This window comes from Zunongwangia sp. (genome assembly GCF_048269745.1).
Classification (GTDB): domain Bacteria; phylum Bacteroidota; class Bacteroidia; order Flavobacteriales; family Flavobacteriaceae; genus Zunongwangia.
Genome location: NZ_JBLXIB010000007.1, coordinates 179,024 through 202,438 on the forward strand (window position 1 = coordinate 179,024; position 23,415 = coordinate 202,438).

Consider the following 23,415-nt stretch of genomic DNA (forward strand, 5'->3'; position numbering starts at 1 on the left):
TGAATATGAAAATACAGCTATGTATTTAGCTTTAAGTGTTTTGTGTTTTACTAATTCCAATTCTTAAAATCTTCAAGTGCTTTAGGGTGCTCATTTAAAAATTGTTTGAAATATTCACTAGTATCACTTTTCCCTTTCTCATAGGCATCTTGCTCTAATTGATCTGTTCGAGATATCGCATATATGCTATAACCCGAAAACAATAAGACAGATAGTAATAATCCAATTAAGGTTTTGGTAAACCATGCTGGATAGAAGGAGGTATTCTCAAATTTTTCAATCGCCTTATCTGATACCTCTTTTTGTTTCTCAGTAAGTTCTTGAAGATGAGTAGAAAAATTTTGCATAATTTCAACCATTCTGGTATTATCCGGCTCTAATTTTATCGTCTTCGTTTTCGCTATAATTCCATTTAGTCTTTCGACACTTCCTTTAAATTCATCAATTTCTTCGGTTAGCAATGCAGCTAAATCTTCAATTCTAGCCATTTTATCAACGTTTTAGGGTTATATTTTTTTCTTTAGTTTCATTAGGTATTTTTGCAAGAGAACCATGTAAATCATAGTATTGATCATTAATTTTTATTTTTTTATCTCTCAATGTTTTTCGGAATGCTATCGAATGTTGAAGTAAATCTTTAAGTACATTTTTTCCACTCATGTTTCGATGTACCTCACTACCTTTAAACTTCTTATTGGAGTAATTGAAGGTAAAACCCTGCAATTTGTTAGCAGCATTAATCACTGGTTGTACATCAATCTTATTTTGTCTCATTAATTCTACATAGTCTGTAATACTTTTAGGCTTTACTTTTAAGATTTGCAAATGATGATTGTAGATTAGTTGACGTTCGACTTTCGTCCTTAACTTATTTTTTTCTAATACAGATTGTACCGTCTCCAGGCCAAGTTTAGAAGCTGTTTCTGCAGCCATTCTTTGGGATTTTTTTCCAATGAAAGAATCGTCATAGGCTGAGCCATCAAAATCTATCCGATTAGAATACAAATGGATATGGGTGTGGTGCTTGTCTCTGTGCAAAAATCCAATTGCCTGGCGATCTCCTAATTCCATTTTCCGACTAAATTCTTTACAAATAGCATGGAGCATTTTATTATCTAACTTAGTTTTATCGGCTATAGTTGGACTTAAAACAAAACTTATAGTGTTTCTATAGCAGTTGTCATTTAAGCGCTGGATATATCTGAATTCTTTTGAAAGTTCTTCAGGAGTATGCCCAATAAGATTATTACGATAAACTATTTCAGCTTCTTTTTCATTGTTCCAACCGTATTGCATAGAAGCCTTGGTATGCGAAATACTTTTTCCTTTGCCGATCATCCTTTAAACTTCTGAAGTTCATTTTTTATTTGAATTGTAAGTTTCTCGACTTCCTTGGAAAGTGCTGGATTTCTTTTTTTGAACATATTACTTATTCGCGTAAAATTGAGATTATAGCGAATGAGCATTTTATAGATTTCAATTTGCTCATCACTTAAACGCTCCGTAATTTTTTTATCCAGTGCAGAACGCCTACAAAATTCACTCACACTTAAACCACATTTTTTAGCTCTTATGGCAATTAATTTTTTCTGGTACTTCGTAGTTCTGAATTCTATTTTGGTTGTTGCTTTCATAATCTTTGTGATCAACGAGAACAAAGCGAGATTGTCCTGACAAGGACACATCTCGAAATGCTAACGCATTAGTTAATTTTTGTAATTCATCCACCATCCATTTATATCGGTAAAACCTTCATATAAAAGAGACATATCAAAACATTTTGAGCTTTGCTCTAGGAGTGTTTTAGTGGCATTTTTGCCGGAATTATCACGGTCTAAATACAGTTCTATACAATCATATTTTTGATAATAGTTTTTCAATTCAGCAATAAAGGAGAGTGAGTTTAGAATAAGGAAATCGGCTTTTTTAATCAAAATAGGCTTGTAACAAATAAGTGAAAGAAAGTCGAACATTCCTTCGCAAACAATCAAGTTAGATTTATTATTTTGGATTAAACTTATAGTCTTTGGAGAACTACTATTTTTGAAAAACTTATTTCGAAGTTCATATCCACCCAATCGATTTTTAAGACCGATAGAAAAATAAGTTTTACCTCTAAAACTGTAATTAACTTCGTAACAAAATTGCTGAGCTACATGTAGATCAATTTTTCGCTCTTTTAGATATCCTTTTAAGGCATTATGCTTAATAGGCATACTCTTTATTATGTTTATTTTCTCAGCAGATTTATCAAGAGATTTTTGCTGGTGAAAAGAAAAAGAATAGTTACTATCGCTTAGGAATAAAAGTGCTTCCGAAATTGTACAATTTTGAAGTCTCATTACTAAATCGATTACAGTTCCTCCACTGCCAAATCCGAAATCATACCATGTATTTTTTTTTAGATTAATCTTGAATGACGCCTTTTGTTCATTTCGGAAAGGGCTTAAATACCAAATTTCATGATTATTTTTTTTCATTTCCCTAGCACCTATTTTTTTCAAAACAGCTGTTAAATTTATGTTTTTCGCTTTTTTACAATTCATGACTTCTCTAGATTTTCATTTAATGCTTACCTAGTTACCTAAGTGATTTAATTATTTGATAATGAGTTTTTTAAATTTTAGGTAACCTAATTTTATTAGTTACCTAAGTTACCTAAATGTGCATTTTAGGTAAGTAGATTTATAAGTTACCTACCTAAGTAATGTTTTAAATATCAGTTGTTTACAAAGTTTTAGGTAACTAGGTAACTATATTTAGAGATTTAAGTATTTATGGATTAAATCCCCAAGGACTGTTCTTAAATTTTGGTCTTGCTTTATATCCATAAACCTGCCTTTTTGGATGTTTAACCCGTTCAAAGCCATATTTTTTAAGCGAGGATCCAAGTCGTTGTCTGTTCAATTTCTTCCCCATAACAGCCAACTCGGTTTCAATATCTGAAGCTGTTCTGAAATAATCTAAATCATCAGTAATATCATAAAACCTTAGTATGAACTCACTTTCTACGGTCTGAATCGTAAATTGTTCATTTCTCTTCTCGTTTAATGCTACTTCTTCTACAGTAAGATCTGATTTAAATTGAGGTTGATGTCTGTAAATATGATATGCCTGAATCCAAAAGTTGTTAATATCAAATTCATCACTGTATTTGAAGTTGATTCTACCAATGACGTTAAAAACTATCCATCGCACACTTCCGGTATCATCTGTAAGAAATTCGGTTTTATTGGTACTTCCCAAAAAGCTGCAAATACGATATAACAATGTAGATTTATCAGCATAGGGAAGTCGCTCATTAACTGTCATTTGAGAGATAAGAGATTTTATAGAATTAATATCATGTTTACCTAAAATGTTTAGCTCTTCCAGGTTAGCTATAAATCCCTTACAAAGCTTAATTCTATCATCTTTACTTACTCCAATATTTTCATAATAATAACGCATTAAGGCTTCCGGACAGATATTCTTTAAATAGGTAGACTTTCCGGCGTGTTGAGCACCATTAGCCAAAACCAGGCAATGTTTGTTGATTTGGTTTGGGTGAAATACGGTTTTTATAGCACGTACCGCCCATTTTTTCAATTGCTGATAAAATAATTCATCATCATCGGTTTTGACGTATGAAGCATACTGTTTGATGTAGTCTTTTCCATCCCATTGAGCTAGCGAATAAAAGTATTCTTTAATAGGATTATAATCTGGGACAAAATGACTTTTCAAATAGATTTTAAAGTTCTGTGGGCTTGTATTAATCTTCTCGCGATTTAGGTGTATAAGCAATGAAGATTCATTAAAAGTAATTTCATCGGTTGTTTTACGATTATAGATTTCATAATCTAAAGATATTTCGTTGAATTTAATCTGATAATGTTTCGTTAATTCCTGATGTATCTTATCGTAAACTGAGTCTTTATGATCGGACTGATCATATGCATTTAATTCTTCCATAATCAATAGAGATTGATTAGAGTATAATGCGTATATTTACATTCTACTCTATGTTACGAGTTAATAAAGATTAAAGGCATTCAAAACGGCAATTTTGAATGCTTTACTTTTTTCTGGTGTTAATGTAATCTTGAGCTTTATCCTCTATCTGAGAAATAGATTGACTTTTGTTCTGGAGAAGCCAAGTATCGATTTCTGACTTCTCGAAGAAAAGCGTCTTGCCATTTGGTTTTGAAAATGGAATGACATTCTTATGAACAAGCTTGTAGATATAAGATTGCTTGTAGCCGGTATAGTTAATTAAATCTTCTACAGTAAGAATTTCCTTTGATGAACCTACGATTAGCTTTTCTAATCGGTCCAATTTCTCTAAAATTAATTGATTTTCCATTGTTACGTTTTTTTGTTAACGATAACAAAGTTGGAATAAAGGAAACTTTAAAATAGCCGTATGTTAACCAAGGTTAACAAAATTTTTGTATGTTAACAAGTAAAAGCATTATCTATTTCGCTTTTATGGGGTGGTTTTCTGCCTTTATTTTCTTCTCTTTTATACGCTGCGGATAAGCTCCTTGGATTAGGAGTTTTATTTTTATTTTTGAAAATTTTCAAAAAAACATTAAATGTGAAATTTCGATCACCTGCTGCCAATACATCTTTAAAGTATTTTGTATCTACCTGATTCATATTTAAGTTAAAGGAAGGTTCTTCTGGTACGTTGCCATTATAAATTATATTTGCAAAGAGCTTGTAATCTATTTCGTTTGAGTTTACATCGATTAGTTCAATTAAATTGTTATATGCTAAGCTTTGATATATTGACATTAGTTCATTCTTCTGCCATTTAAGTTCATATAGTCTGTTACTTTTAGTTAGAATTTTTTTTCGACTTTTTGGAATAAAACTTTTTTCGAAATTTGGATGCCAGGTATAAAAGAGAAAGAAATTGCAAGCTGTATAAACTGTAATTATCAGGGTAGAAATATAATAACGTTCCAAAAATAATCTTTTATCCAAAGTGATATATTGAACTATAAATAGAACACTAAAAGCTCCAAAAATTAAATAAACCAAAAGTCGAGGCCTTTCGATTTTTTTATTAAAAAAGTCTGTTCTAAGATCGAACATAAAGGCTATAGAGTAATTTGTAACTACCTTAAGTTCTTTTAAGAATAGGAAAGAAGTGGTTAGTATCATTATACCGCTCATAATATAGTAACCTGTCTGCGATCCGTAATAGTTAATAAGAGTGGAAATTATAAATCCTATAAAACTAAGTGCTAATAAATGTTTTTTGATACTCATAATTCTATAGTTGGTATTAAATTAGAGGCTTCCTTCATTTTTTGATCTACAATTTTTGCATAAATGGCTGTAGTTCTTATTTCTTTGTGCCCTAAACGCTTGGATACCGTATATATATCTGCTCCATTTTCTAATAGTAATACTGCATTGGTATGCCTTGCACTATGAAAAGTTATATGCTTGAAGATTCCGGCTCGATTACACCAACGTACTAATTCATTGTTGTAAACTGCTGAATATTTTAAGCCGGTAAAAACTCGATCCATCGGGTTTTTACGTTCTCCTAATAAATCTCGAGCTTGCTTTGATATGTACAAATATTCTACACCATCCGTTTTTTTCTGAATAAAATTAATTCGGCTTTGGCTATCTTCATCACGCACTTCAGCCCAATACATTTTATTGATGTCTGACCATCTTAATCCCGTTAAACATGAAAAAAGAAAAGCTGATTTTAAAATTTCATATTTGCATGGAGTTTTAGCTAACTTTTGTAACTCTTGAAATGTTAGATACTCTCTTTGACTCTCGGCCTGCTCAAATGATTTTATCTTACTGCTGTAATTAATAGATAAATATCCTTCATCAAAGGCGGCTCTGAGTGCAGCTTTAAATTTATTGAAATAAGTGTATTTAGAGTTAAGGGACAGGGAAAGGTTACTTTTTGTTTGTGCATCCTTATCAAAATACTGGCGCACATTTTTCACAAAATTTTCATCTACTTCATCAAAAGTAGTATTTGGTTTGATGTGACGTTTTAGGTGTACTAGGGTAGCCGTCCAAGTGCCATAATTTTTTATGCTATCACTTTTTTCCTCGGCTTTCTCATTAAAAAAATCCAGGAACCGGCGTTTCGATTTTGCTGTATTTTTTAGATCAAATCGTCCTTGATAAAATTCTGCTTCTCTTATGGCCAGAATTTTTTTGGCTAAAGCTAAAGTTTCTTTATTGTCTTTTCTTTCAGTGGCATTTTTAGGCTCACCGTGTAAAAACAACTTCAAATTTTCATTTTCACGAATATGTCTTCGTTTACCCTCCGGCGTTGTTTCAGAACCTTTATAATATTCTATAGATAAACTTATCTTACCACTTTTTAATTTTCTTTTTTTTAGTGATATCTTCATAATGGAGTACGTTTGTACTACATATTAAAAAAATGCAGTACATATGTAGCAACGAATATAATAACAAAGAACATAAAAGAAAAACAAAAATCATGTAAATACCTGTTTTTCAAATAAAAGAAATAAAAGTAAACGTAAAGAAATATTATTTATTTCCCGATACAAAAATTAGCAAAAATATTCCCCAGTAAATCATCATTAGTGATTTCACCAGTGATTTCTCCAAAGTGATGTAGGGCCTGTCTGATATCGATAGCCAGTAAGTCACCAGATAGATCCATATTTAAGCCATCTTCAACTTTATTGATTTCTTCTAGGGCTTTAAGCAGGGCGTTATAGTGACGGCTGTTGGTAACGATAGTGTTGTTATTTCTCAATGCACCGGTATTTACATAATTTAAAAGTTTTTCTTTTAATTCTTCAACACCTAAACCTGTTTTTGCTGAAAGTAAATGAAGATCTAGGATTCTGGACGTTAAAATCTCAGCTTGTTCTTCTGCTAACTGGTCGATTTTATTGGCGATAATTACCAGTGGTTTTTGTGGATATTTATTCCTTATTTTCTCAATCTCCACCTGAATCATACTCAGAGAAGTTTCGTTTTCTTGAAGCTGACTTGCATCTACGCTACCTTCAGAAAATTCAATTTTACTAAGTCTAGAAGTATCAAATAGATAGATTACCACCTGAGCTTGGCCAATTTTCTCGAATGTTTTTTTAATCCCGATGCTTTCTACCACATCTTTGGTTTCTCTAATTCCGGCAGTATCGATAAATCGAAAACCAACGCCACCAATTGCAAGTTCATCTTCGATAACATCGCGTGTGGTTCCTGCAATTTCAGAAACAATGGCTCGCTCTTCATTCAGTAACGCATTAAGTAAAGTTGATTTTCCAACATTAGGTTCGCCAACAATGGCAACAGGAATTCCGTTTTTCAATACATTTCCGGTCGCAAAAGAATCGATTAGGCGTTTTAAAACCTTTTGGATTCGAGCTACTAAATCTCTAAACTGATCACGATTCGCAAATTCAACATCTTCTTCAGCAAAATCCAATTCCAGCTCAATAAGCGATGCGAAATTCAATAATTCTTCTCGTAAACGTTGAATTTCATTTGAAAATCCACCACGCATTTGTTGCATTGCCATTTGGTGAGAGGCAGCATTTTCAGAAGAGATTAAATCGGCTACCGCTTCAGCCTGGCTTAAATCCATTTTGGCATTAAGGAAAGCTCTTAGGGTAAATTCACCAGCTTCTGCAGAGCGACAACCACTTCTTACCAAAAGCTGTATAATTTCTTGTTGAATATAAGGCGAACCATGGCAACTAATTTCGATAGTTTCTTCTCCAGTATAGGATTTTGGCGCTCTAAATACTGAAACTAAAACTTCATCCAAATTACGCTGGCCATCTACAATGTTTCCTAAATGAAGGGTATGCGTAGGTTGCTCCTCTAATTTTTTTCGACTTTTCGCTTTAAATAAAGGTGCCACTATCGAAATGGCTTCAGGCCCTGAAACTCGTATTACAGCAATGGCTCCGGCACCCGATGGTGTGGCAAGCGCAACAATGGTATCGTTTAATTTCATAGCTGCAAAGATAATAAAGAATAAGGGTATAAAAGAATATTTGATTAAACTGTAACATTCAGTTTTTTGTTTCGTCTTTAAAGTACAGTTCCATTTACAGGAAATTTAGTAACCATCAAATCATCAATTATGGAAGTTTATTCAGCAAAACGTGAAGACCGGCAAATGCTCATGCTTATGCATCTTAGTCAATTATTAGATTTAATAACCGGAATAGGAGGTTTTATTATTCCGCTTATTTTATGGATAACTCAGAAAGATAAAATTGACAATATGGATGAACATGGAAAAGAAATCTTGAACTTTCAGATTAGTTTATTTATCTATTCAATTATAAGTATTCCATTAATTCTTTTATTTGGTTTTGGATTCTTGTTATTAATCCTTGTTGGAATTATTGGTTTTGTTTTCCCAATTATAAATGCAATTAAGGCGAATAATGGAGAGCCAGCTTATTATCCAATGACAATAAGAATTTTACAATAAAAAATCAGACTGGAATAATCGATTTTCAGTTTTATTCATCAATCAAAAAACAAAACCCATTCAAATTTTTGAATGGGTTTTGTTTATATGATATTTTCTGAAATTAATAACAGAAAAAGTATAGTTGTTAATCTAGCTATTAAGCATTACCGGCATTACTAACATGGTAATAGTCTCTCCAGGATCTAGTCCGTCTACAGGAGTTAAAATTCCGGCGCGATTTGGTAAACTCATTTCTAACTGTACTTCGTCTGAATTTAAATTATTCAGCATTTCTGTTAAAAATCTAGAGTTGAAACCAATTTGCATATCATCACCTTGATATCCACAAGTTAAACGTTCTTCAGCTTTATTGCTATAATCTACATCTTCAGCAGAAATATTTAACTCGGCACCAGCAATTTTAAGACGAACTTGGTGTGTCGTTTTATTAGAGAAAATAGAAACTCGTCTAACAGAACTTAAAAATTGATTACGTTCGATAGTCAGTTTATTTGGATTTTCTTTAGGAATAACAGCCTCGTAGTTAGGATATTTACCATCAATTAAACGGCAAATAAGAGTAGTATCATCAAAAGTAAACTTTACATTACTTTCGTTATACTCAATAGTTACATCACTCTCGCTACCTGCCAAAATTCCTTTTAAAAGATTTAAAGGTTTTTTGGGCATAATAAACTCAGCATTCTGTGAAGATTTTACATCTTCTCTAGAATATTTAACCAGTTTATGAGCATCTGTTGCTACAAATGTAAGTCCATTTTCTGCAAATTGAAAAAATACACCGCTCATTACCGGGCGCAAATCGTCGTTTCCTGTTGCAAAAATAGTTTTACTAATTGCTGTAGAAAGTATATCACCCTCAATAATTGTTTTGCTAGGATCTTCAAGGCTCACCGGGTTCGGAAATTCTTCACCATTTGCATAAGCTAAAGCATATTTACCGTGGTTAGAACTAAGCTCGATTGTGTTGTTATCTTCAGCAACAAAAGTAAGTGGCTGCTCCGGAAAGGTTTTTAGGGTATCTAAAAGAAGTTTTGCCGGAACGGCTATTTTTCCTTCAGCATTAGATTCTACTTGTAATTTAGCCGACATGGTTGTTTCTAAATCGGAAGCAGATACTGTTAATTCGTCGTTTTTAAGATCGAAAAGGAAATTATCTAATATTGGTAATGTATTATTATTATTAATAACACCACCAAGTATCTGAAGCTGTTTCAGCAAATAACTGCTGGATACAATAAATTTCATTGGCTTTTTATTGATTTGTTAGAATCATTTACAAAGATATTTGAATACTTCAATTTTCCTTACTTCTTTCAATAATTTTTATCAACATTTATAAATAGTTGTTAACAAGTAACTTATTGAATTTCAGTTCTGTTGTCAATTTTGTTAAAAAAATGAAGCAGATTTTGTTTAAATTCAATACTTATAAATACCTATTTTTTATACCGTTTAGTTCGGATCCAAAGGAAAAGCATCGCACAAATGCCTAATATTGCTAAAGGTAGACCAATAGTTATAAATTGCCATTTAAAACGTTGATTTTTGATTTTTTGAGGATCTAAAAACGGAATTTTAATTTCTTTAGAACGGAGTTTTAATAAATCCCGATCGTCTAGCATATAATTAATGGCATTTAGCAGAAATGTTTTATTTCCGTATGTTTTTCCGGTATATCGCTGAAAGCCTAATGGTAGTGGGCGGCCTTTTTGTAACTCGTTTTTAATAACATCTCCATCCGAAACAACCAATAATTGAGTGTTTTTAGAATTATCTTTAGAAGCTTTTATTTTAAATGGCTTAATTCTATTTTTATATACTGAAGAGAAATTTCCTTCTAAAAGCACCGCCAATGCTTGCTCGCCATCAGTGTAAGTTTGTATAGCTGGTTTTTCTCCAACCATAGCTAAACTTATTTTACGTGGTGTACCTTCTACTTTAGTTCTAGGAGAACTACTTAATAATATTGTTTTTTTAACTCCATTTGCTAAAGTATCAATTGGATTTGCAAAATCGAATTTAACGGCTTCAATATTAGAAACAATTGGATTATTACTGGTAGATGAGGTTAATGGGCTATAAAACCAAGGATACGGATTGAAACGAGTATTTCCTTGATTCCCGCTGGCTAGAATTATTGGTGCTGAATATAAATCGTTTACCAAGTCTGGATTAATCCTAATTCCGTAACTAAAAAAGTAATCTAGTAAGTTTAGATTTTTGGGTATAGCGAAAGCTGTGCCACTTGGGTTTAGTAAACTATCCTTATCAATTGCTACATTTTCAGTTAACCAAACTGCCTTACCGCCATTCATTAAATATTGGTCTAAAACATATTTTTCTTTTTCAGAATACGGAATTGTAGGTTTTGGCTCTAAAATTAAATCGAATTTCTGTAAATTTTGAAGTGTTTTTTGCGGATTTTTAGCAACCGAATCTAAGGTGAATGGTGCGATAAAATAATATTGCTGAAGTGTTTTAATAAAATCAGCAATGTATGCATCGGATAATTCTCCGTTACCGCGCATTACCGCAATTTTTTTTGATTTTGGATAGAGCAGTTTCTGGAAAGCATCTATAAATCCGTATTCAAGTTGCTGTACCGAGTTGGTTACACGTTCTTCATCGGTGCTCCCTGTGTTATTTTTAAGTAATTCAATTTTCACACTCTTCTTGCCCAAATTAGCAATTGCCCAAGGAAAAATAACTGTTTCTTCGGATTGCCCATTCTCTTTAACACTAACTCGAGCAGGGGGCATCCCTAACTTATAAAATTCTTCAGCTGCTTTTTTGGCATTAGGGTATTCATTAATCGGATTTACAAATTCGAATTTGATATTGGTGTTATAAGCTGCAAATTCTTCAAGTAGCTGGCGCGTTTCGTTTTGCAACCTTCTAAATTCCGGAGGGAAGTTTCCGTCTAAAAAAACATCTATTACTATTGGATTATCAACATCTGAGATAATATTTTTAGAAGATTTAGCTAAAGTATAGCGGTTGTCTTGAGTAAGGTCGAAACGTTCAAAATAAAATGTACTCGCTATATTTAGCAATATCAATAAAGCAATGCTAAGCAGTATAGATTTGTAAGCGCTTATATTTTTCAAGATTAATGTATTCTTAAATTAGAAATTTTGAAGTGTGTTAGTTTCAAAAATAAAAAAGCAAAACTTATAAAGTAAATAACATCTCTAGAGTCTAGTACGCCTCGGCTTATACTTTGGTAGTGATAATCTATCCCGAAATATTCTATTCCGTAATTCCAAGAACTCATAATATCAAAATCAGCTAATCCTTTACAAGCAAAGTAACTTATAAAGCATAGAAAAACGCTGCTAATAAAAGCTATAATTTGGTTACTAGTTAAGCTAGAGCAAAATAAACCAATAGCGGTATAGCTTCCGCTTAAAAATAATAAGCCTAAGTAACTGCCTAGCGTGGCACCAATATCTAAATTGCCGAAAGGTTTACCTAAAAACCAAATAGCCGCAACATATAAAATACTAGGTAAGATTGAAAGTATAACAACCACTAAATTTCCTAAATACTTTCCGAAAATAAGTTTAGAAATGCTAATAGGTTTTGTAAGTAGTAATTCCATAGTCCCTAATTTTTTTTCTTCAGCAAAACTCTTCATCGTGATTGCCGGAATAAGAAATATAAAAATCCAAGGGGCTAAATCGAAAAATGCTTTTATAGAAGCAAAACCATTATCTAGAATATTATAATCATTAGTGAAAACAAATAAAAATAAACTTGTGACTACTAAAAAAACTCCAATTATTAGATAACCAATGGGGCTAGAAAAAAAGGAACGTAGTTCTTTTTGAAAAATTGCAAACAAAGGCACGGTATTTTTATTTAATGTACTGCAAAGCTAAGATATCGATTTATAAAAACGAATGGAATACCTATTAAATTACTGTAGGTATACACTGCAATGCCCAATAGTTATTTATATTAGGATTGGTAACCGCAATAAATGTTGTTTATTAGGGTAATAGTTGTTTTTTTAGTTCTTTACTAACCGGAGATTTAAATTTTATTGTAACGGTATCTCTGTTTTGTAAGCCAAATAAAGTAGAAGCACTACCTACAGTAAACGGATTACTTTTGTAAATAGCTAACTCTATATAACCGGCAGAATTGAAAAGCGCCAATTTTTTACCATCTTCTTCGCCACGTTTATCTTTAGGAACTTTAAAGTTAATACAGTCGCTATAATTTTCGTGTATTTCGGTGAAATTTACCATACGGGCGCTAAGTGTAAATTCTCTTCCTTTACCAACAGAATCAAATAACTTTCGGGAAATATTAGTAATTACATTTCCGTAATTATCGATATAAAGTACATGCCCAATAATTTGATTTTTTTCAGAATTAATAAGCGGCTCTATTTGTTTTAAATACTTAATTTTTTCAATATTTTTTCCGACTACATCTAAACTACCACCGCGAGCAATATGGCAGGCAACTTTTACAAAAACATCTAAAACAGGAAAATTAGTTTCTATCCGGTCGTGAATATTTATTTCTACAATTTTTTCAGGATTAATTTCTGAAGCTAGTAAAGACAAAATTCCGTTATTGGCACAAATAAAATAATGGTCGTCTAATAAAACAGCCAAATGTTTATTTTCGGGAGTAAGTTCAGAATCTATTCCTATAATATGAATGCTCCCTTTTGGGAAACTGCGATAAGCATTTTTTATAATATAGCTAGCTTCACTTATATGGAATGGAGAAATACTATGAGAAATATCTACAATTCTTACTTCTTTCAATTCATTATAAATAGCCCCTTTTACAGCAGCAGCAAAATAATCTTTCTCTCCAAAATCTGTTGTTAAAGTGATAATTGGCATATGTGATTATTGCTAGTTTTTTAATTGGTAAAACGTAAATTTGATTAAGTTTGTATAAGTAGCGAAGATAATTTATTTAACGGTTTCTTTATTTAAAATTTAGCTAAAATACTGAGATTGGCTATATAGAAATTCTTCTGTAAATTAGCTTTTACAAAAATGAGGATAATTGTAAAACAAAATTAACCTATTTATTAAAAATCAAGCTTTTGAACGAACTTCTTATTGAACTTTCAGAGATTAGTCCGCGTGAATTCTTCGGGCAACAAAATCAAAACATCGAATTATTAAAAAAATATTATCCAAAACTCAAAATTGTAGCAAGAGGAAACAAGATTAAGGTTTTTGGAGACGATGAAATGTTAGAAGAATTCGATCAGCGTTTTACAATGCTGGTAGATCATTTTAGAAAGTTTAATAAATTAGATGAAAATACGATAGAACGAATTTTAACTAGCGATAATCGGGAAGAATACCAAACTTCAGTAGAAAGTGGAGAAACACTTGTACACGGAGTAAGTGGGCGTTTAATAAAACCACAAACTGTAAATCAGCGAAAATTAGTAGAATTATCGAAAAAGAACGATTTAGTTTTTGCTATTGGCCCTGCCGGGACCGGTAAAACATATACTAGTGTTGCATTAGCAGTACAAGCTTTAAAAGAGAAAAAGGTAAAACGTATTATTTTAACAAGGCCTGCAGTAGAAGCAGGTGAAAATTTAGGCTTTTTGCCGGGCGATTTGAAAGAAAAACTAGATCCGTATATGCAACCGCTTTACGATGCATTGCGAGATATGATTCCTGCTGAACGATTAGATTCTTTTATAGAAAAAGGAGTGATACAAATAGCACCTTTGGCATTTATGCGTGGCCGAACATTAGATCATGCTTTTGTGATTTTAGATGAAGCACAAAACACAACTCATGCCCAAATGAAAATGTTTTTAACCCGAATGGGGAAGAGTGCAAAATTTATTATTACGGGAGATCCGGGGCAAATCGATTTACCACGTCGCACAGTTTCAGGTTTAAAAGAAGCACTATTAGTTTTAAAAGAAGTAAAAGGAGTTGGTATTTTATATCTAGACGAAAAAGACGTAATTCGCCATAAACTTGTAAAGAAAATTATTGCAGCATATAAAGAAATAGAGCATAACGAATAAAATATATAATAAGAAAGCAGCTAAAATGAATAATACGTTAACAGTAACTAATTATAATTTCCCTGGTCAAAAATCGGTTTATAAAGGTAAAGTACGCGACGTGTATACTATGGAAGACGATAAGTTGATTATGATTGCTTCCGACCGACTTTCCGCTTTTGATGTTGTAATGCCAAAAGGAATCCCATATAAAGGACAAATTTTAAATCAGATTGCCACCAAAATGATGAAAGCAACTGAAGATATTGTTCCTAATTGGTTAGAAGCAACACCAGATCCTAACGTAGCAGTAGGAGAGAGTTGTGAACCATTTAAAGTAGAAATGGTTATTCGGGGCTATTTGTCGGGGCATGCAGCTAGAGAATACAAAGCCGGTAAACGAATGTTATGTGGTGTAGAAATGCCGGAAGGTATGAAGGAAAACGATAAATTTCCTTCGCCAATTATTACTCCTGCAACAAAAGCAGAGCAAGGGGATCACGATGAAGATATTTCAAGAGAAAATTTATTAAAACGTGGAATTGTTTCCGAAGAAGATTATGCTCAGTTAGAAGATTATACTCGTAAATTATTCAAGCGAGGAAGCGAAATTGCAGCAGAACGCGGATTAATTTTAGTAGATACTAAATATGAATTTGGAAAAACAAAAGATGGAAAAATTGTTTTAATAGACGAAATTCATACTCCAGATTCTTCACGATATTTCTATGCAAATACTTACCAAGAACTTCAGGAAAAAGGAGAAGCACAAAAACAATTGTCTAAAGAATTTGTGCGCCAATGGCTAATCCAAAACGGATTCCAAGGAAAAGAAGGACAACAAGTTCCTGAAATGACTAATGAATATATCGAATCGGTAAGCCAGCGTTATATTGAGTTATACGAAAATATTACCGGAGAAACATTTGAAAAAGCATCTGTATCTGATATCGAAAAAAGAGTTGAAACTAATGTGTTACAATATTTAAAGTAGAGTTATAAACTTATAGTACATTTTAGAAAAGGAATAAGCTTCGGTTTATTCCTTTTTTTGTGTAAACTTTTGTGAAATTAATTGTTTTCTTATAATAAATTGTCAAATTTTCAATAAATTTAAAGAGCTTAACTAAAACTAGCTGTTTAAATTATGAGTAATTACCACATCAAACATTTTGAAGAATATTTTCAAGTGTATCGAAAATCGGTACAAGAACCTTTAAATTTTTGGGCAGAAATAGCAGAAGAACATTTTACCTGGCGAAAGAAATGGGATAATGTTTTAAAATGGGATTTTGCTAAGCCTGAAATTAAGTGGTTCGAGAATGCTAAATTAAATATTACAGAAAATTGTATAGATCGGCATTTACTAACTAGAGGGGAGAAGACTGCCATTATTTGGGAACCTAATAGTCCCGAAGAAGAAGCTCAGCATATAACATATAACCAACTTCATCAAAAAGTAAATAAATTTGCAAATGTTCTAAAGGAGAAAGGAATAAAAAAGGGAGATCGGGTTTGTATTTATTTACCAATGATTCCGGAATTAGCTATTTCTGTATTAGCATGTGCACGAATAGGTGCTATACATTCAGTTGTTTTTGCAGGATTTTCCAGTAAAGCACTAGCCACTCGAACCAACGATGCAGATTGTAAAATCCTAATAACTTCAGATGGTTCGTATAGAGGCGCAAAAGAACTTAATTTAAAAAATATTGTAGATGAAGCTTTAGAAGATTGTCCGGGTGTAGAAAGTGTGTTAGTTGCTAAACGGACTGGCAGTTCTATAAATATGCAAGAAAATAGAGATTTTTGGTTAGAAGATTTGCTAAAAGATGCTTCTGAAGATTGCGCTCCTGAGATTGTAGATGCAGAAGATCCTTTATTTATATTATATACTTCAGGGTCTACGGGTAAACCAAAGGGGATGCTTCATACAACTGGGGGATATATGGTATATACGGCTTATACATTCAAAAATATATTTAATTATACAGAAGATGATGTGTATTGGTGTACAGCCGATATTGGCTGGATAACTGGACACTCTTATATTGTATATGGGCCATTACTTAATGGCGCTACAACCGTAATGTTTGAAGGTGTTCCTTCTTATCCCGATTATGGTCGATTTTGGAATATAGTTGAAAAGCATAAAATCAATCAATTTTATACCGCTCCAACGGCTATTCGGTCTTTAGCAAAACGGAAACTGGAATTTGTAGAAAATAATAATTTATCTTCTTTAAAAGTTTTAGGGTCTGTAGGAGAACCTATAAATGAGGAAGCTTGGCACTGGTTTAATGATAATGTGGGAAAGAGCCAAAGCCCGATAGTAGATACTTGGTGGCAAACTGAAACAGGTGGAATCATGATTTCTCCAATTCCATATGTTACTCCTTCAAAACCAACCTATGCAACATTACCATTGCCAGGAATACAGCCTGCTTTAATGGATGATGATGGAAATGAGCTAAAAGGAAATCAAGTAGGCGGAAGATTATGTATAAAATTTCCGTGGCCCTCTATAGCAAGAACAGTATGGGGAAATCACGAGCGTTATAAAAAAACTTATTTTTCAGATTTCAAAGGAATGTATTTTACAGGAGATGGAGCCATGAGAGATGAGGTTGGGTATTACCGAATAACTGGTAGAACCGATGATGTTATTATTGTATCCGGCCATAATTTAGGAACCGCACCTATTGAAGATGCGATTAATGAACACCCTGCTGTGGCAGAAAGTGCTGTAGTAGGTTATCCGCACGATGTTAAAGGAAATGCACTATATTCTTTTGTAATTTTAAAAGAAACCGGAGAAAGCCGTAAGCGTGAAAATTTAAGGAAGGAGATTAATCAAAATATTTCCGACAAAGTTGGTCCTATAGCTAAACCAGACAAAATTCAGTTTGTTCGAGGTTTACCAAAAACTAGAAGTGGTAAAATTATGCGTCGTATTTTGCGTAAAATAGCTTCTAAAAATACTAGTGATTTAGGAGATACTTCTACTTTACTGAATCCAGAAGTAGTACAAACTATTATAGATGAAGCTTTATAGATAAAAAAATCAAAATCATAACTGAAAATCTTGATTTTCAGTTATGATTTATTTCAATAACGAAGTAATTTTTTAATTCGCTGTTCTTTTAATCTACCTAAAGTTTTTAGAAAAGCGATAGCGGTAATAAAAGCATCACCAATAGCTGTATGCCTATCTTTTAAATCGATATTATAGGCAATCGCTAATTCATCTAAAGTGTAATTTTTATTTGGGTCTATAAAATTGGTAACTAATCGTGTTTTTCGGTATAACACACCGGTATCTAAAACTTTATTTTTGAGTTTGGGTAAGTTATTTCGTTTTAAAGCTGCGTTTACCATATTTACATCAAAACCAGCGTGATGGGCTACGAGAACCGAATTTTTAATATATTTCAAAAATAAACGAATAGCTCGTTCTTCGGAAATAGTTTGAAAACGTTCATGATGGATTAGTCCATGAATTTCAACAGTATCCGGATTAAATGCTTCTTGATCTAGATAAACTTCAAAACTTTCAGCAACATTAATTCGTTTTTTTTTTATTTTAACACAGCCAATACTTAAAATTCGATCTTTATGCTGATCAAATCCCGTAGTTTCTGTATCAAAAACTACAAAAGTGGTATCGTCTACAATTTCTGGTTGTTCTTTATCAAAATAAGAAGCATACTTATTCCAGAAGTCAGGATAATTTTCTGGATTTTTCTTAAACAAATTCCACATTATAGTACTGCTGAGGTTTCAAATCTCATTTTAATTAATTCTTGCAATCCTTTTATAGATTTAAAGGTACGTTTTAATTTCATTTTATCTTCTTTATTCAATTTTGATAGATCTATAAATCGTCCATTATCTCTATTTTCTAAACCTTGTCGAGTTCTAAATTTTAATAAAGCTTTGGAAGCATAACCACATGCGAGGTAAAGTTCTTTATTTTTAGGCTCAAGCTGTGCTAATTTTTCAAAACGTTCTGCTGTATTATTTATATTTTTTACTTTATAATGCAACATTAATACTCGTGCAGCTTCGGTAAGCGGCATAATTGCTCGTTTCTTTAAGTCGAAAAAGTCTTTTTTCTCACCATCTTGTTCCACCAAAAATTGTCTAAAAAAACCTACCGGAGATGGATTTCTAAGAGCAGTAGAGCTCATAACCCGAAGAAATTTATGATTGTTTTCGATTAATTTGAATATATGATCTGAAATTTGATTTGATAACGAGCTATTCCCGTAAGAAATATCAAAATCGAAAAAAATAGAGGAAAGTAAAATCTCATCAGGTCCAGGGTCGGTAATCCAGTGTTTTATTTGAGCTTTCCATTCGCTCAAACTCATACACCATCGTTCATTTTTAGCCATCATATCGCCCGGGCAATACTCATAACCAATAATCATTAAGCGTTTATTGACTTTTGTAGCCAATTGTATAAAATAGTTTCTGGTTTCTTCTAATTTATCTGCCGGCGGATCGGCAAAAATGATTGCATTATCCTGATCGGTTGCTAATAATTGTTCTTTTCTTCCTTGGCTTCCCATGCTTAACCAAGCAAAGTCAACCGGTGTTTGTTCTTGTAATTTAATGACGCATCTTGCCACTACACGTTTAATAGTAGCATCATTTAATTCGAAAATAATTTTAGAAACATGTGTTAACGGAATATTGTTCTCGATATACCCTCGTAATAGTAAATTAATTTTATTCCTGATTTTTTTAAGCTCTTTTGTACTGTTAGATCGCTGAATGGCTTTCATTAAAACCGAAGGACTGTTAGCCTGAGATACCATAATGTCATGATCTGAAAGGATCCCTAAAACAGCCGTATTTGGTGTGCCATCTTCGGTAATACATAAATGATTGATATGATGTTTCATCATTGCTATTTGAGCTTGAGCAATTGTTAAACCTTTTGGGTAACAAATTACCGGAGAATTCATAATAGCAGAAACTTTAGTGTCTATAGAAACACTACCTGTAGCAATAGTATGTCTAAAATCTTGATCAGTAATAATCCCTACCGGTCTATTGTCTTGTAATACTAGTACAGAACCCACTTTTCGTTTGCTCATTATTTGAGCGGCTTGTTTTATTGGAGTTTCTGGTGATGTTGTTACAATTTTTCGTTTTACCGGAGCGGGTTGAAGTTCAAATAAAGGATTATTTGAAGTTTCCAGCATAGGAGTTCCAGATAAAATTTTTCCTTTATTTTCTCTAGCATATGGATTTCTGGTGTTTGTTGCAAAACTTTGTATTAGAAAATTACCAACTTTTTTATTGGCTTCACTTAAAGGTTTAAATCGGGCAATGGGAATACCATAAATAATAGACTCTTCTTCAGCAATTGCATTTATAATATAATTTTCTTGTGCAAAAAGCGGTCGTAAACCAAAAACATCCCCTTCATCACAAGTATCTATCGTTTCGGTATTTTCAGAAGTTATTTTTTGTAATTGTACTGCTCCTTTATGAACGATATAAAATAAATGATGTCCATTTTCACCTTCTTTAAATAATATTTTTCCTTTATCTAAATATATTACTTCAGAATCTTCAGCGATTGTCAATAAATCGTTTTTTTCTAAAAAGTTAAAAGGTGGGTAATCTTTTAAAAAGTCTGCTATTCGGTGTGCAATTGAATTTTTCATATAAGCTTACTTCGACAGAAGCTAAGATACGCAATTTCTATTTTTATAATTCAATTTCGTATTCTTCAATAAGCGATAGCATCACTTTTTCAGTTTCAGAAAGTTTTGTGTAATCTTTGCGTTCTTCATTTTTTACTTTGCTAAAGTAGGGGACAATGCTACCATCTTCATAAGAGTTTACAATTTCAGGATGAACGTAATAGCTGCGGCATACAGCTCGAGTATTTCCTAGTCCACTTGCTGCAGTATCGTAAGCTGTTAAAATTGTTTTTTTATTTTCTTTTTCATCTTCAATATAGCCTAATTCAATTAGCGTTTCAAAAAATATTTTTGAAGCAGACCAAGTTCTAAAATCTTTTGTAGAGAATAATTCACCGGATATTTCGTGAATATAATCGTTAATCATTCCGCTATCAATAGTGTGTTTTTCACCATTTTCATCATAAAATTTAAAAAGTTCCCAACCAGGTATTTCTTCGCATTGGTTTATGAGTTTAATGAGTTTTTTATTTTTGATACTAACTGAATGCTCTACGTTTTTCTTACCTACAAATTCAAATTTTAATTCATCTTCATAAGTTTTAACATGTCTAGAACGAAAGGTTGAAAGACCATAGGTTTTATTTTTTTGGGCATAGTAATCGTTTCCTATTCGGATATGTGTCTCTTCCATTAACCGAATAATGAGCGCCAATACCTTTTTTTTGTTCATTTCAGTAGATTCGAGGTCTCTATCTACTTGCTTTCTAATCTTTGGTAAGATTTTCCCAAAAGCCGACATTTTAAAAAATTTGGTTTCATTTTTTATTTTCGACCATAAAGGGTGATACAAGTATTGTTTTCTGTTTTTTTCATCTCTTCCTACAACTTGTAAATGTCCGTTTTTAAGTATTGAAATTTTCACATTACTCCAAGCAGGCGGAATTACTAATTCTTTAATGCGTTTTAGCTCTTTTTTACGGCTAATACATAAATTTTTTTCAGATACATATATTAAATTAGCCATTTCTGCAGCTTTAGATGGAGAATCTATTATTGTATTAATATCTTCGGAGGAAAGACTCATGTTTCTTTTAAGTGTAAAATTACTTTAAAAAAAATATCGAAATAATAAAGAATTGTGAATTATACTTAATAAAAAACAAAAGCTTCCTTATTAAAGGAAGCTTTTCAAAAAAATAGAATATTATATTAGTCGAAGTAACTAAACGTTTCTCCGTCTTTAATTGTTAGTAAGCTTTCGTAGATAAGTTTAATTACATTTTCTACATCATCGCGATGCACCATTTCTACTGTTGTATGCATATAACGTAAAGGTAAACTAATTAATGCCGAAGCTACACCGCCATTACTATAGGCAAAAGCATCGGTATCGGTTCCGGTAAAACGAGAGGAAGCCATTCTTTGGAAAGGAATGTTATTTACTTCTGCGGTTTCGATTAAATGTTCTCGTAAATTATTTTGGACAGCAGGAGCATAGGTAATTGCAGGGCCAGCTCCAATTTTAGTTAATCCGTTTGATTTTTTATCAATCATTGGAGTAGTGGTATCGTGCGTAACATCTGTCACGATTGCAATGTTGGGTTTAATATGATGGCTAATCATTTCAGCTCCTCGTAACCCGATTTCTTCTTGAACAGAATTAGTAATGTAAAGTCCAAATGGAAGTTTTTTGCCATTCTCTTTTAGCATTTTTGCAACTTGTGCAATCATAAAGCCGCCAATACGGTTATCTAAAGCACGGCATACAAACTTGTCATTATTCAAAATAAAAAATTCATCAGGATATGTAATTACACAACCAACATGTACACCCAGCTCTTCAACTTCTTCTTTAGTAGTACACCCAACATCTATACAGATATTCGATAATTTAGGAGCTTGTTCTTTTTCCTTACTTCTAGTATGTATTGCCGGCCATCCGAATACTCCGGTTACAATTCCTTTTTTAGTATGGATATTCACTTTTCTTGAAGTGGCAATTTGATGGTCGCTTCCTCCGTTTCTAACCACATAAATTAGTCCGTCATCGGTAATATAATTCACATACCAAGAAATTTCGTCGGCATGTCCTTCAATAACAACCTTAAATTTAGCTTCAGGGTTTAAAACAGCTACTGCTGTTCCATAAGTATCGGTAAAAAACTCATCTACATATGGTTTAATATATTGCATCCATAATTTTTGTCCTTTAGCCTCGTAACCTGTTGGGGAAGCGTTGTTCAAATATTTTTCTAGGAACTCTAAAGATTCTTTATCTAAAATACTTTCTTTACTCATATTTTGTTTTATTTAAAGCGAATTTAGTAAGAATTACGTGGAAGACCATCTCAGAATCCTTAATTTTGGAATGATTTTAGTAAGATAGAACCTTAAAAACTGAAAATTTAAAAATTGAGAATTGTTTTTTTTCTTATCGCTTGTTTCCTATTTAATACAGCGAATAGTCAAATAGATAGTTTATCTCAAAATCGAGATACTATTCAGTATATGATTATTTCAGGAGATTCTATAGCTCGCGAGCATATCGATTTAGATGAAGTACTTATTTTAAAACGGTTGCATTTTAAAAATAGTTATGACAGGAGACGTTACCTTATATTAAGAAGGAAAACTAGAAAAGTTTATCCGTATGCTAAATTAGCAGCTGAACGATTGTTAGCTTTAAATAAACGATTAGAAAGTTTAGATTCTAAAAGAGAACAGAGGAAGTATACTAAAATTGTACAAAAATATATTGAGGGAGAATTCTCCGAAGAATTAAAAAAACTAACACATACTGAAGGACAAATTTTAGTCAAATTAATCCATAGGCAAACAGGAATAACTACTTTCGATCTTATTAAAGAGTTGCGAAGTGGTTGGAGAGCCTTTTGGTACAATACAACAGCAAGTTTATTTGAAATATCTTTAAAAGAAAAATTTGATCCTGTTAATAATGAAGAAGATTATATGATAGAAGATATTTTACAGCGTTCATTTCAGAGAAATATACTAGAAAGACAAAAATCAGCTTTAGATTTTAACTTTATTGAACTAGAAGATAAATGGGATGTACTGTAAATTTTAAATTTATTTTGCTCACTGCATTTTTTTTACTATATTTAATATTCTATAATTTTCTGTAAAACAGAATTTTACAATTTATCTTTTATTTTTTTAAACATTTGTATGAGTTAATAGTTGTTTAGGTAGAAAAAGGGTTTATATTTGCACCCGCTAAGGTTTTTAGCGAGGTTGTTTAAGTTCATTGAGAGAGT

22 protein-coding genes are annotated in these 23,415 nt (G+C 32.2%); 5 read left to right on the plus strand and 17 right to left on the minus strand.

What is annotated here, in order from left to right:
• Window positions 1-50 precede the first annotated feature (50 nt).
• The 9 genes from ACN0WI_RS10285 to mnmE all read right to left on the minus strand — a co-directional run bounded on the left by ACN0WI_RS10285 (window position 51) and on the right by mnmE (window position 7,975).
• Entirely contained in the window at window positions 51-488 is a 438-nt protein-coding gene (locus ACN0WI_RS10285; protein WP_417886689.1) for a DUF6730 family protein, read from the minus strand.
• 4 nt (window positions 489-492) lie between these two features.
• Complete coding sequence (locus ACN0WI_RS10290; protein ID WP_417886690.1) at window positions 493-1,338, minus strand: relaxase/mobilization nuclease domain-containing protein; 846 nt, start codon at window positions 1,336-1,338, stop codon at window positions 493-495.
• Window positions 1,335-1,634 carry a mobilization protein MbpA gene (gene mbpA / locus ACN0WI_RS10295; RefSeq protein WP_417886691.1) on the minus strand — a complete coding sequence of 100 codons (300 nt, stop codon included), beginning with the start codon at window positions 1,632-1,634 and terminating at the stop codon, window positions 1,335-1,337. The genes ACN0WI_RS10290 and mbpA overlap by 4 nt, the downstream gene beginning before the upstream one ends.
• 72 nt (window positions 1,635-1,706) lie before the next feature.
• Window positions 1,707-2,546, minus strand: a complete 840-nt coding sequence (locus tag ACN0WI_RS10300) for a CHC2 zinc finger domain-containing protein (RefSeq protein ID WP_417886692.1) — start codon at window positions 2,544-2,546, stop codon at window positions 1,707-1,709.
• Window positions 2,547-2,775: 229 nt separating this feature from the next.
• Window positions 2,776-3,954, minus strand: coding sequence for a VapE domain-containing protein (locus ACN0WI_RS10305; RefSeq protein WP_417886693.1), 1,179 nt, complete (start codon window positions 3,952-3,954; stop codon window positions 2,776-2,778).
• A gap of 103 nt (window positions 3,955-4,057) precedes the next feature.
• Window positions 4,058-4,345 (minus strand): helix-turn-helix transcriptional regulator, encoded by a 288-nt coding sequence (locus ACN0WI_RS10310; protein WP_417886694.1) that lies wholly within the window; start codon window positions 4,343-4,345, stop codon window positions 4,058-4,060.
• 92 nt (window positions 4,346-4,437) lie between these two features.
• Window positions 4,438-5,259 carry a hypothetical protein gene (locus ACN0WI_RS10315; protein ID WP_417886695.1) on the minus strand — a complete coding sequence of 274 codons (822 nt, stop codon included), beginning with the start codon at window positions 5,257-5,259 and terminating at the stop codon, window positions 4,438-4,440.
• Window positions 5,256-6,383, minus strand: a complete 1,128-nt coding sequence (locus ACN0WI_RS10320) for a tyrosine-type recombinase/integrase (protein ID WP_417886696.1) — start codon at window positions 6,381-6,383, stop codon at window positions 5,256-5,258. Before ACN0WI_RS10320 ends, ACN0WI_RS10315 begins: the two co-directional genes overlap by 4 nt.
• A gap of 149 nt (window positions 6,384-6,532) precedes the next feature.
• Window positions 6,533-7,975, minus strand: a complete 1,443-nt coding sequence (gene mnmE / locus ACN0WI_RS10325) for a tRNA uridine-5-carboxymethylaminomethyl(34) synthesis GTPase MnmE (RefSeq protein WP_417886698.1) — start codon at window positions 7,973-7,975, stop codon at window positions 6,533-6,535.
• A gap of 129 nt (window positions 7,976-8,104) precedes the next feature.
• Between mnmE and ACN0WI_RS10330 the strand changes: the two genes are divergently transcribed.
• Window positions 8,105-8,461, plus strand: coding sequence for a DUF4870 domain-containing protein (locus tag ACN0WI_RS10330; RefSeq protein ID WP_417886699.1), 357 nt, complete (start codon window positions 8,105-8,107; stop codon window positions 8,459-8,461).
• Between the two features lie 132 nt (window positions 8,462-8,593).
• Here the strand turns inward: ACN0WI_RS10330 and dnaN are convergent, their stop codons facing one another.
• The 4 genes from dnaN to ACN0WI_RS10350 form a co-directional block, all read right to left on the minus strand.
• The gene (gene dnaN / locus ACN0WI_RS10335; RefSeq protein WP_417886701.1) at window positions 8,594-9,712 is read right to left on the minus strand and encodes a DNA polymerase III subunit beta; all 1,119 of its coding nucleotides are present in this window, start codon (window positions 9,710-9,712) and stop codon (window positions 8,594-8,596) included.
• 191 nt (window positions 9,713-9,903) lie between these two features.
• On the minus strand, window positions 9,904-11,574 hold the full coding sequence (gene gldG, locus ACN0WI_RS10340; RefSeq protein WP_417886702.1) for a gliding motility-associated ABC transporter substrate-binding protein GldG: 1,671 nt from the start codon (window positions 11,572-11,574) through the stop codon (window positions 9,904-9,906).
• Between the two features lie 2 nt (window positions 11,575-11,576).
• A complete protein-coding gene (gene gldF, locus ACN0WI_RS10345; protein WP_417886704.1) occupies window positions 11,577-12,311 on the minus strand; it encodes a gliding motility-associated ABC transporter permease subunit GldF in 735 nt (244 codons plus the stop codon).
• Window positions 12,312-12,459: 148 nt separating this feature from the next.
• Window positions 12,460-13,332 (minus strand): SAM hydrolase/SAM-dependent halogenase family protein, encoded by an 873-nt coding sequence (locus tag ACN0WI_RS10350; RefSeq protein ID WP_417886705.1) that lies wholly within the window; start codon window positions 13,330-13,332, stop codon window positions 12,460-12,462.
• A gap of 209 nt (window positions 13,333-13,541) precedes the next feature.
• On the opposite strand from ACN0WI_RS10350, the gene ACN0WI_RS10355 reads away from it, so the two are divergent.
• The 3 genes from ACN0WI_RS10355 (at window position 13,542) to acs (ending at window position 17,529) form a co-directional block, all read left to right on the plus strand.
• The gene (locus tag ACN0WI_RS10355; RefSeq protein WP_417886707.1) at window positions 13,542-14,495 is read left to right on the plus strand and encodes a PhoH family protein; all 954 of its coding nucleotides are present in this window, start codon (window positions 13,542-13,544) and stop codon (window positions 14,493-14,495) included.
• 25 nt (window positions 14,496-14,520) lie between these two features.
• A complete protein-coding gene (locus ACN0WI_RS10360) occupies window positions 14,521-15,468 on the plus strand; it encodes a phosphoribosylaminoimidazolesuccinocarboxamide synthase (protein WP_417886708.1) in 948 nt (315 codons plus the stop codon).
• A gap of 153 nt (window positions 15,469-15,621) precedes the next feature.
• Window positions 15,622-17,529: an acetate--CoA ligase gene (gene acs / locus ACN0WI_RS10365; protein ID WP_417886709.1), complete on the plus strand. Its 1,908-nt coding sequence runs from the start codon at window positions 15,622-15,624 to the stop codon at window positions 17,527-17,529.
• Between the two features lie 53 nt (window positions 17,530-17,582).
• Here the strand turns inward: acs and ACN0WI_RS10370 are convergent, their stop codons facing one another.
• The 4 genes from ACN0WI_RS10370 to ACN0WI_RS10385 all read right to left on the minus strand — a co-directional run bounded on the left by ACN0WI_RS10370 (window position 17,583) and on the right by ACN0WI_RS10385 (window position 22,435).
• Window positions 17,583-18,236 (minus strand): PolC-type DNA polymerase III, encoded by a 654-nt coding sequence (locus ACN0WI_RS10370; RefSeq protein WP_417886711.1) that lies wholly within the window; start codon window positions 18,234-18,236, stop codon window positions 17,583-17,585.
• Window positions 18,236-20,155 carry a DUF294 nucleotidyltransferase-like domain-containing protein gene (locus ACN0WI_RS10375; RefSeq protein WP_417886713.1) on the minus strand — a complete coding sequence of 640 codons (1,920 nt, stop codon included), beginning with the start codon at window positions 20,153-20,155 and terminating at the stop codon, window positions 18,236-18,238. Before ACN0WI_RS10375 ends, ACN0WI_RS10370 begins: the two co-directional genes overlap by 1 nt.
• Window positions 20,156-20,198: 43 nt before the next feature.
• Window positions 20,199-21,221 (minus strand): DNA topoisomerase IB, encoded by a 1,023-nt coding sequence (locus ACN0WI_RS10380; protein ID WP_417886714.1) that lies wholly within the window; start codon window positions 21,219-21,221, stop codon window positions 20,199-20,201.
• Window positions 21,222-21,346: 125 nt separating this feature from the next.
• Window positions 21,347-22,435, minus strand: coding sequence for a M42 family metallopeptidase (locus ACN0WI_RS10385; protein ID WP_417886716.1), 1,089 nt, complete (start codon window positions 22,433-22,435; stop codon window positions 21,347-21,349).
• Between the two features lie 114 nt (window positions 22,436-22,549).
• Here ACN0WI_RS10385 and ACN0WI_RS10390 point away from each other — a divergent pair, with 114 nt between their 5' ends.
• A complete protein-coding gene (locus ACN0WI_RS10390; protein WP_417886717.1) occupies window positions 22,550-23,218 on the plus strand; it encodes a DUF4294 domain-containing protein in 669 nt (222 codons plus the stop codon).
• Window positions 23,219-23,415 lie beyond the last annotated feature (197 nt).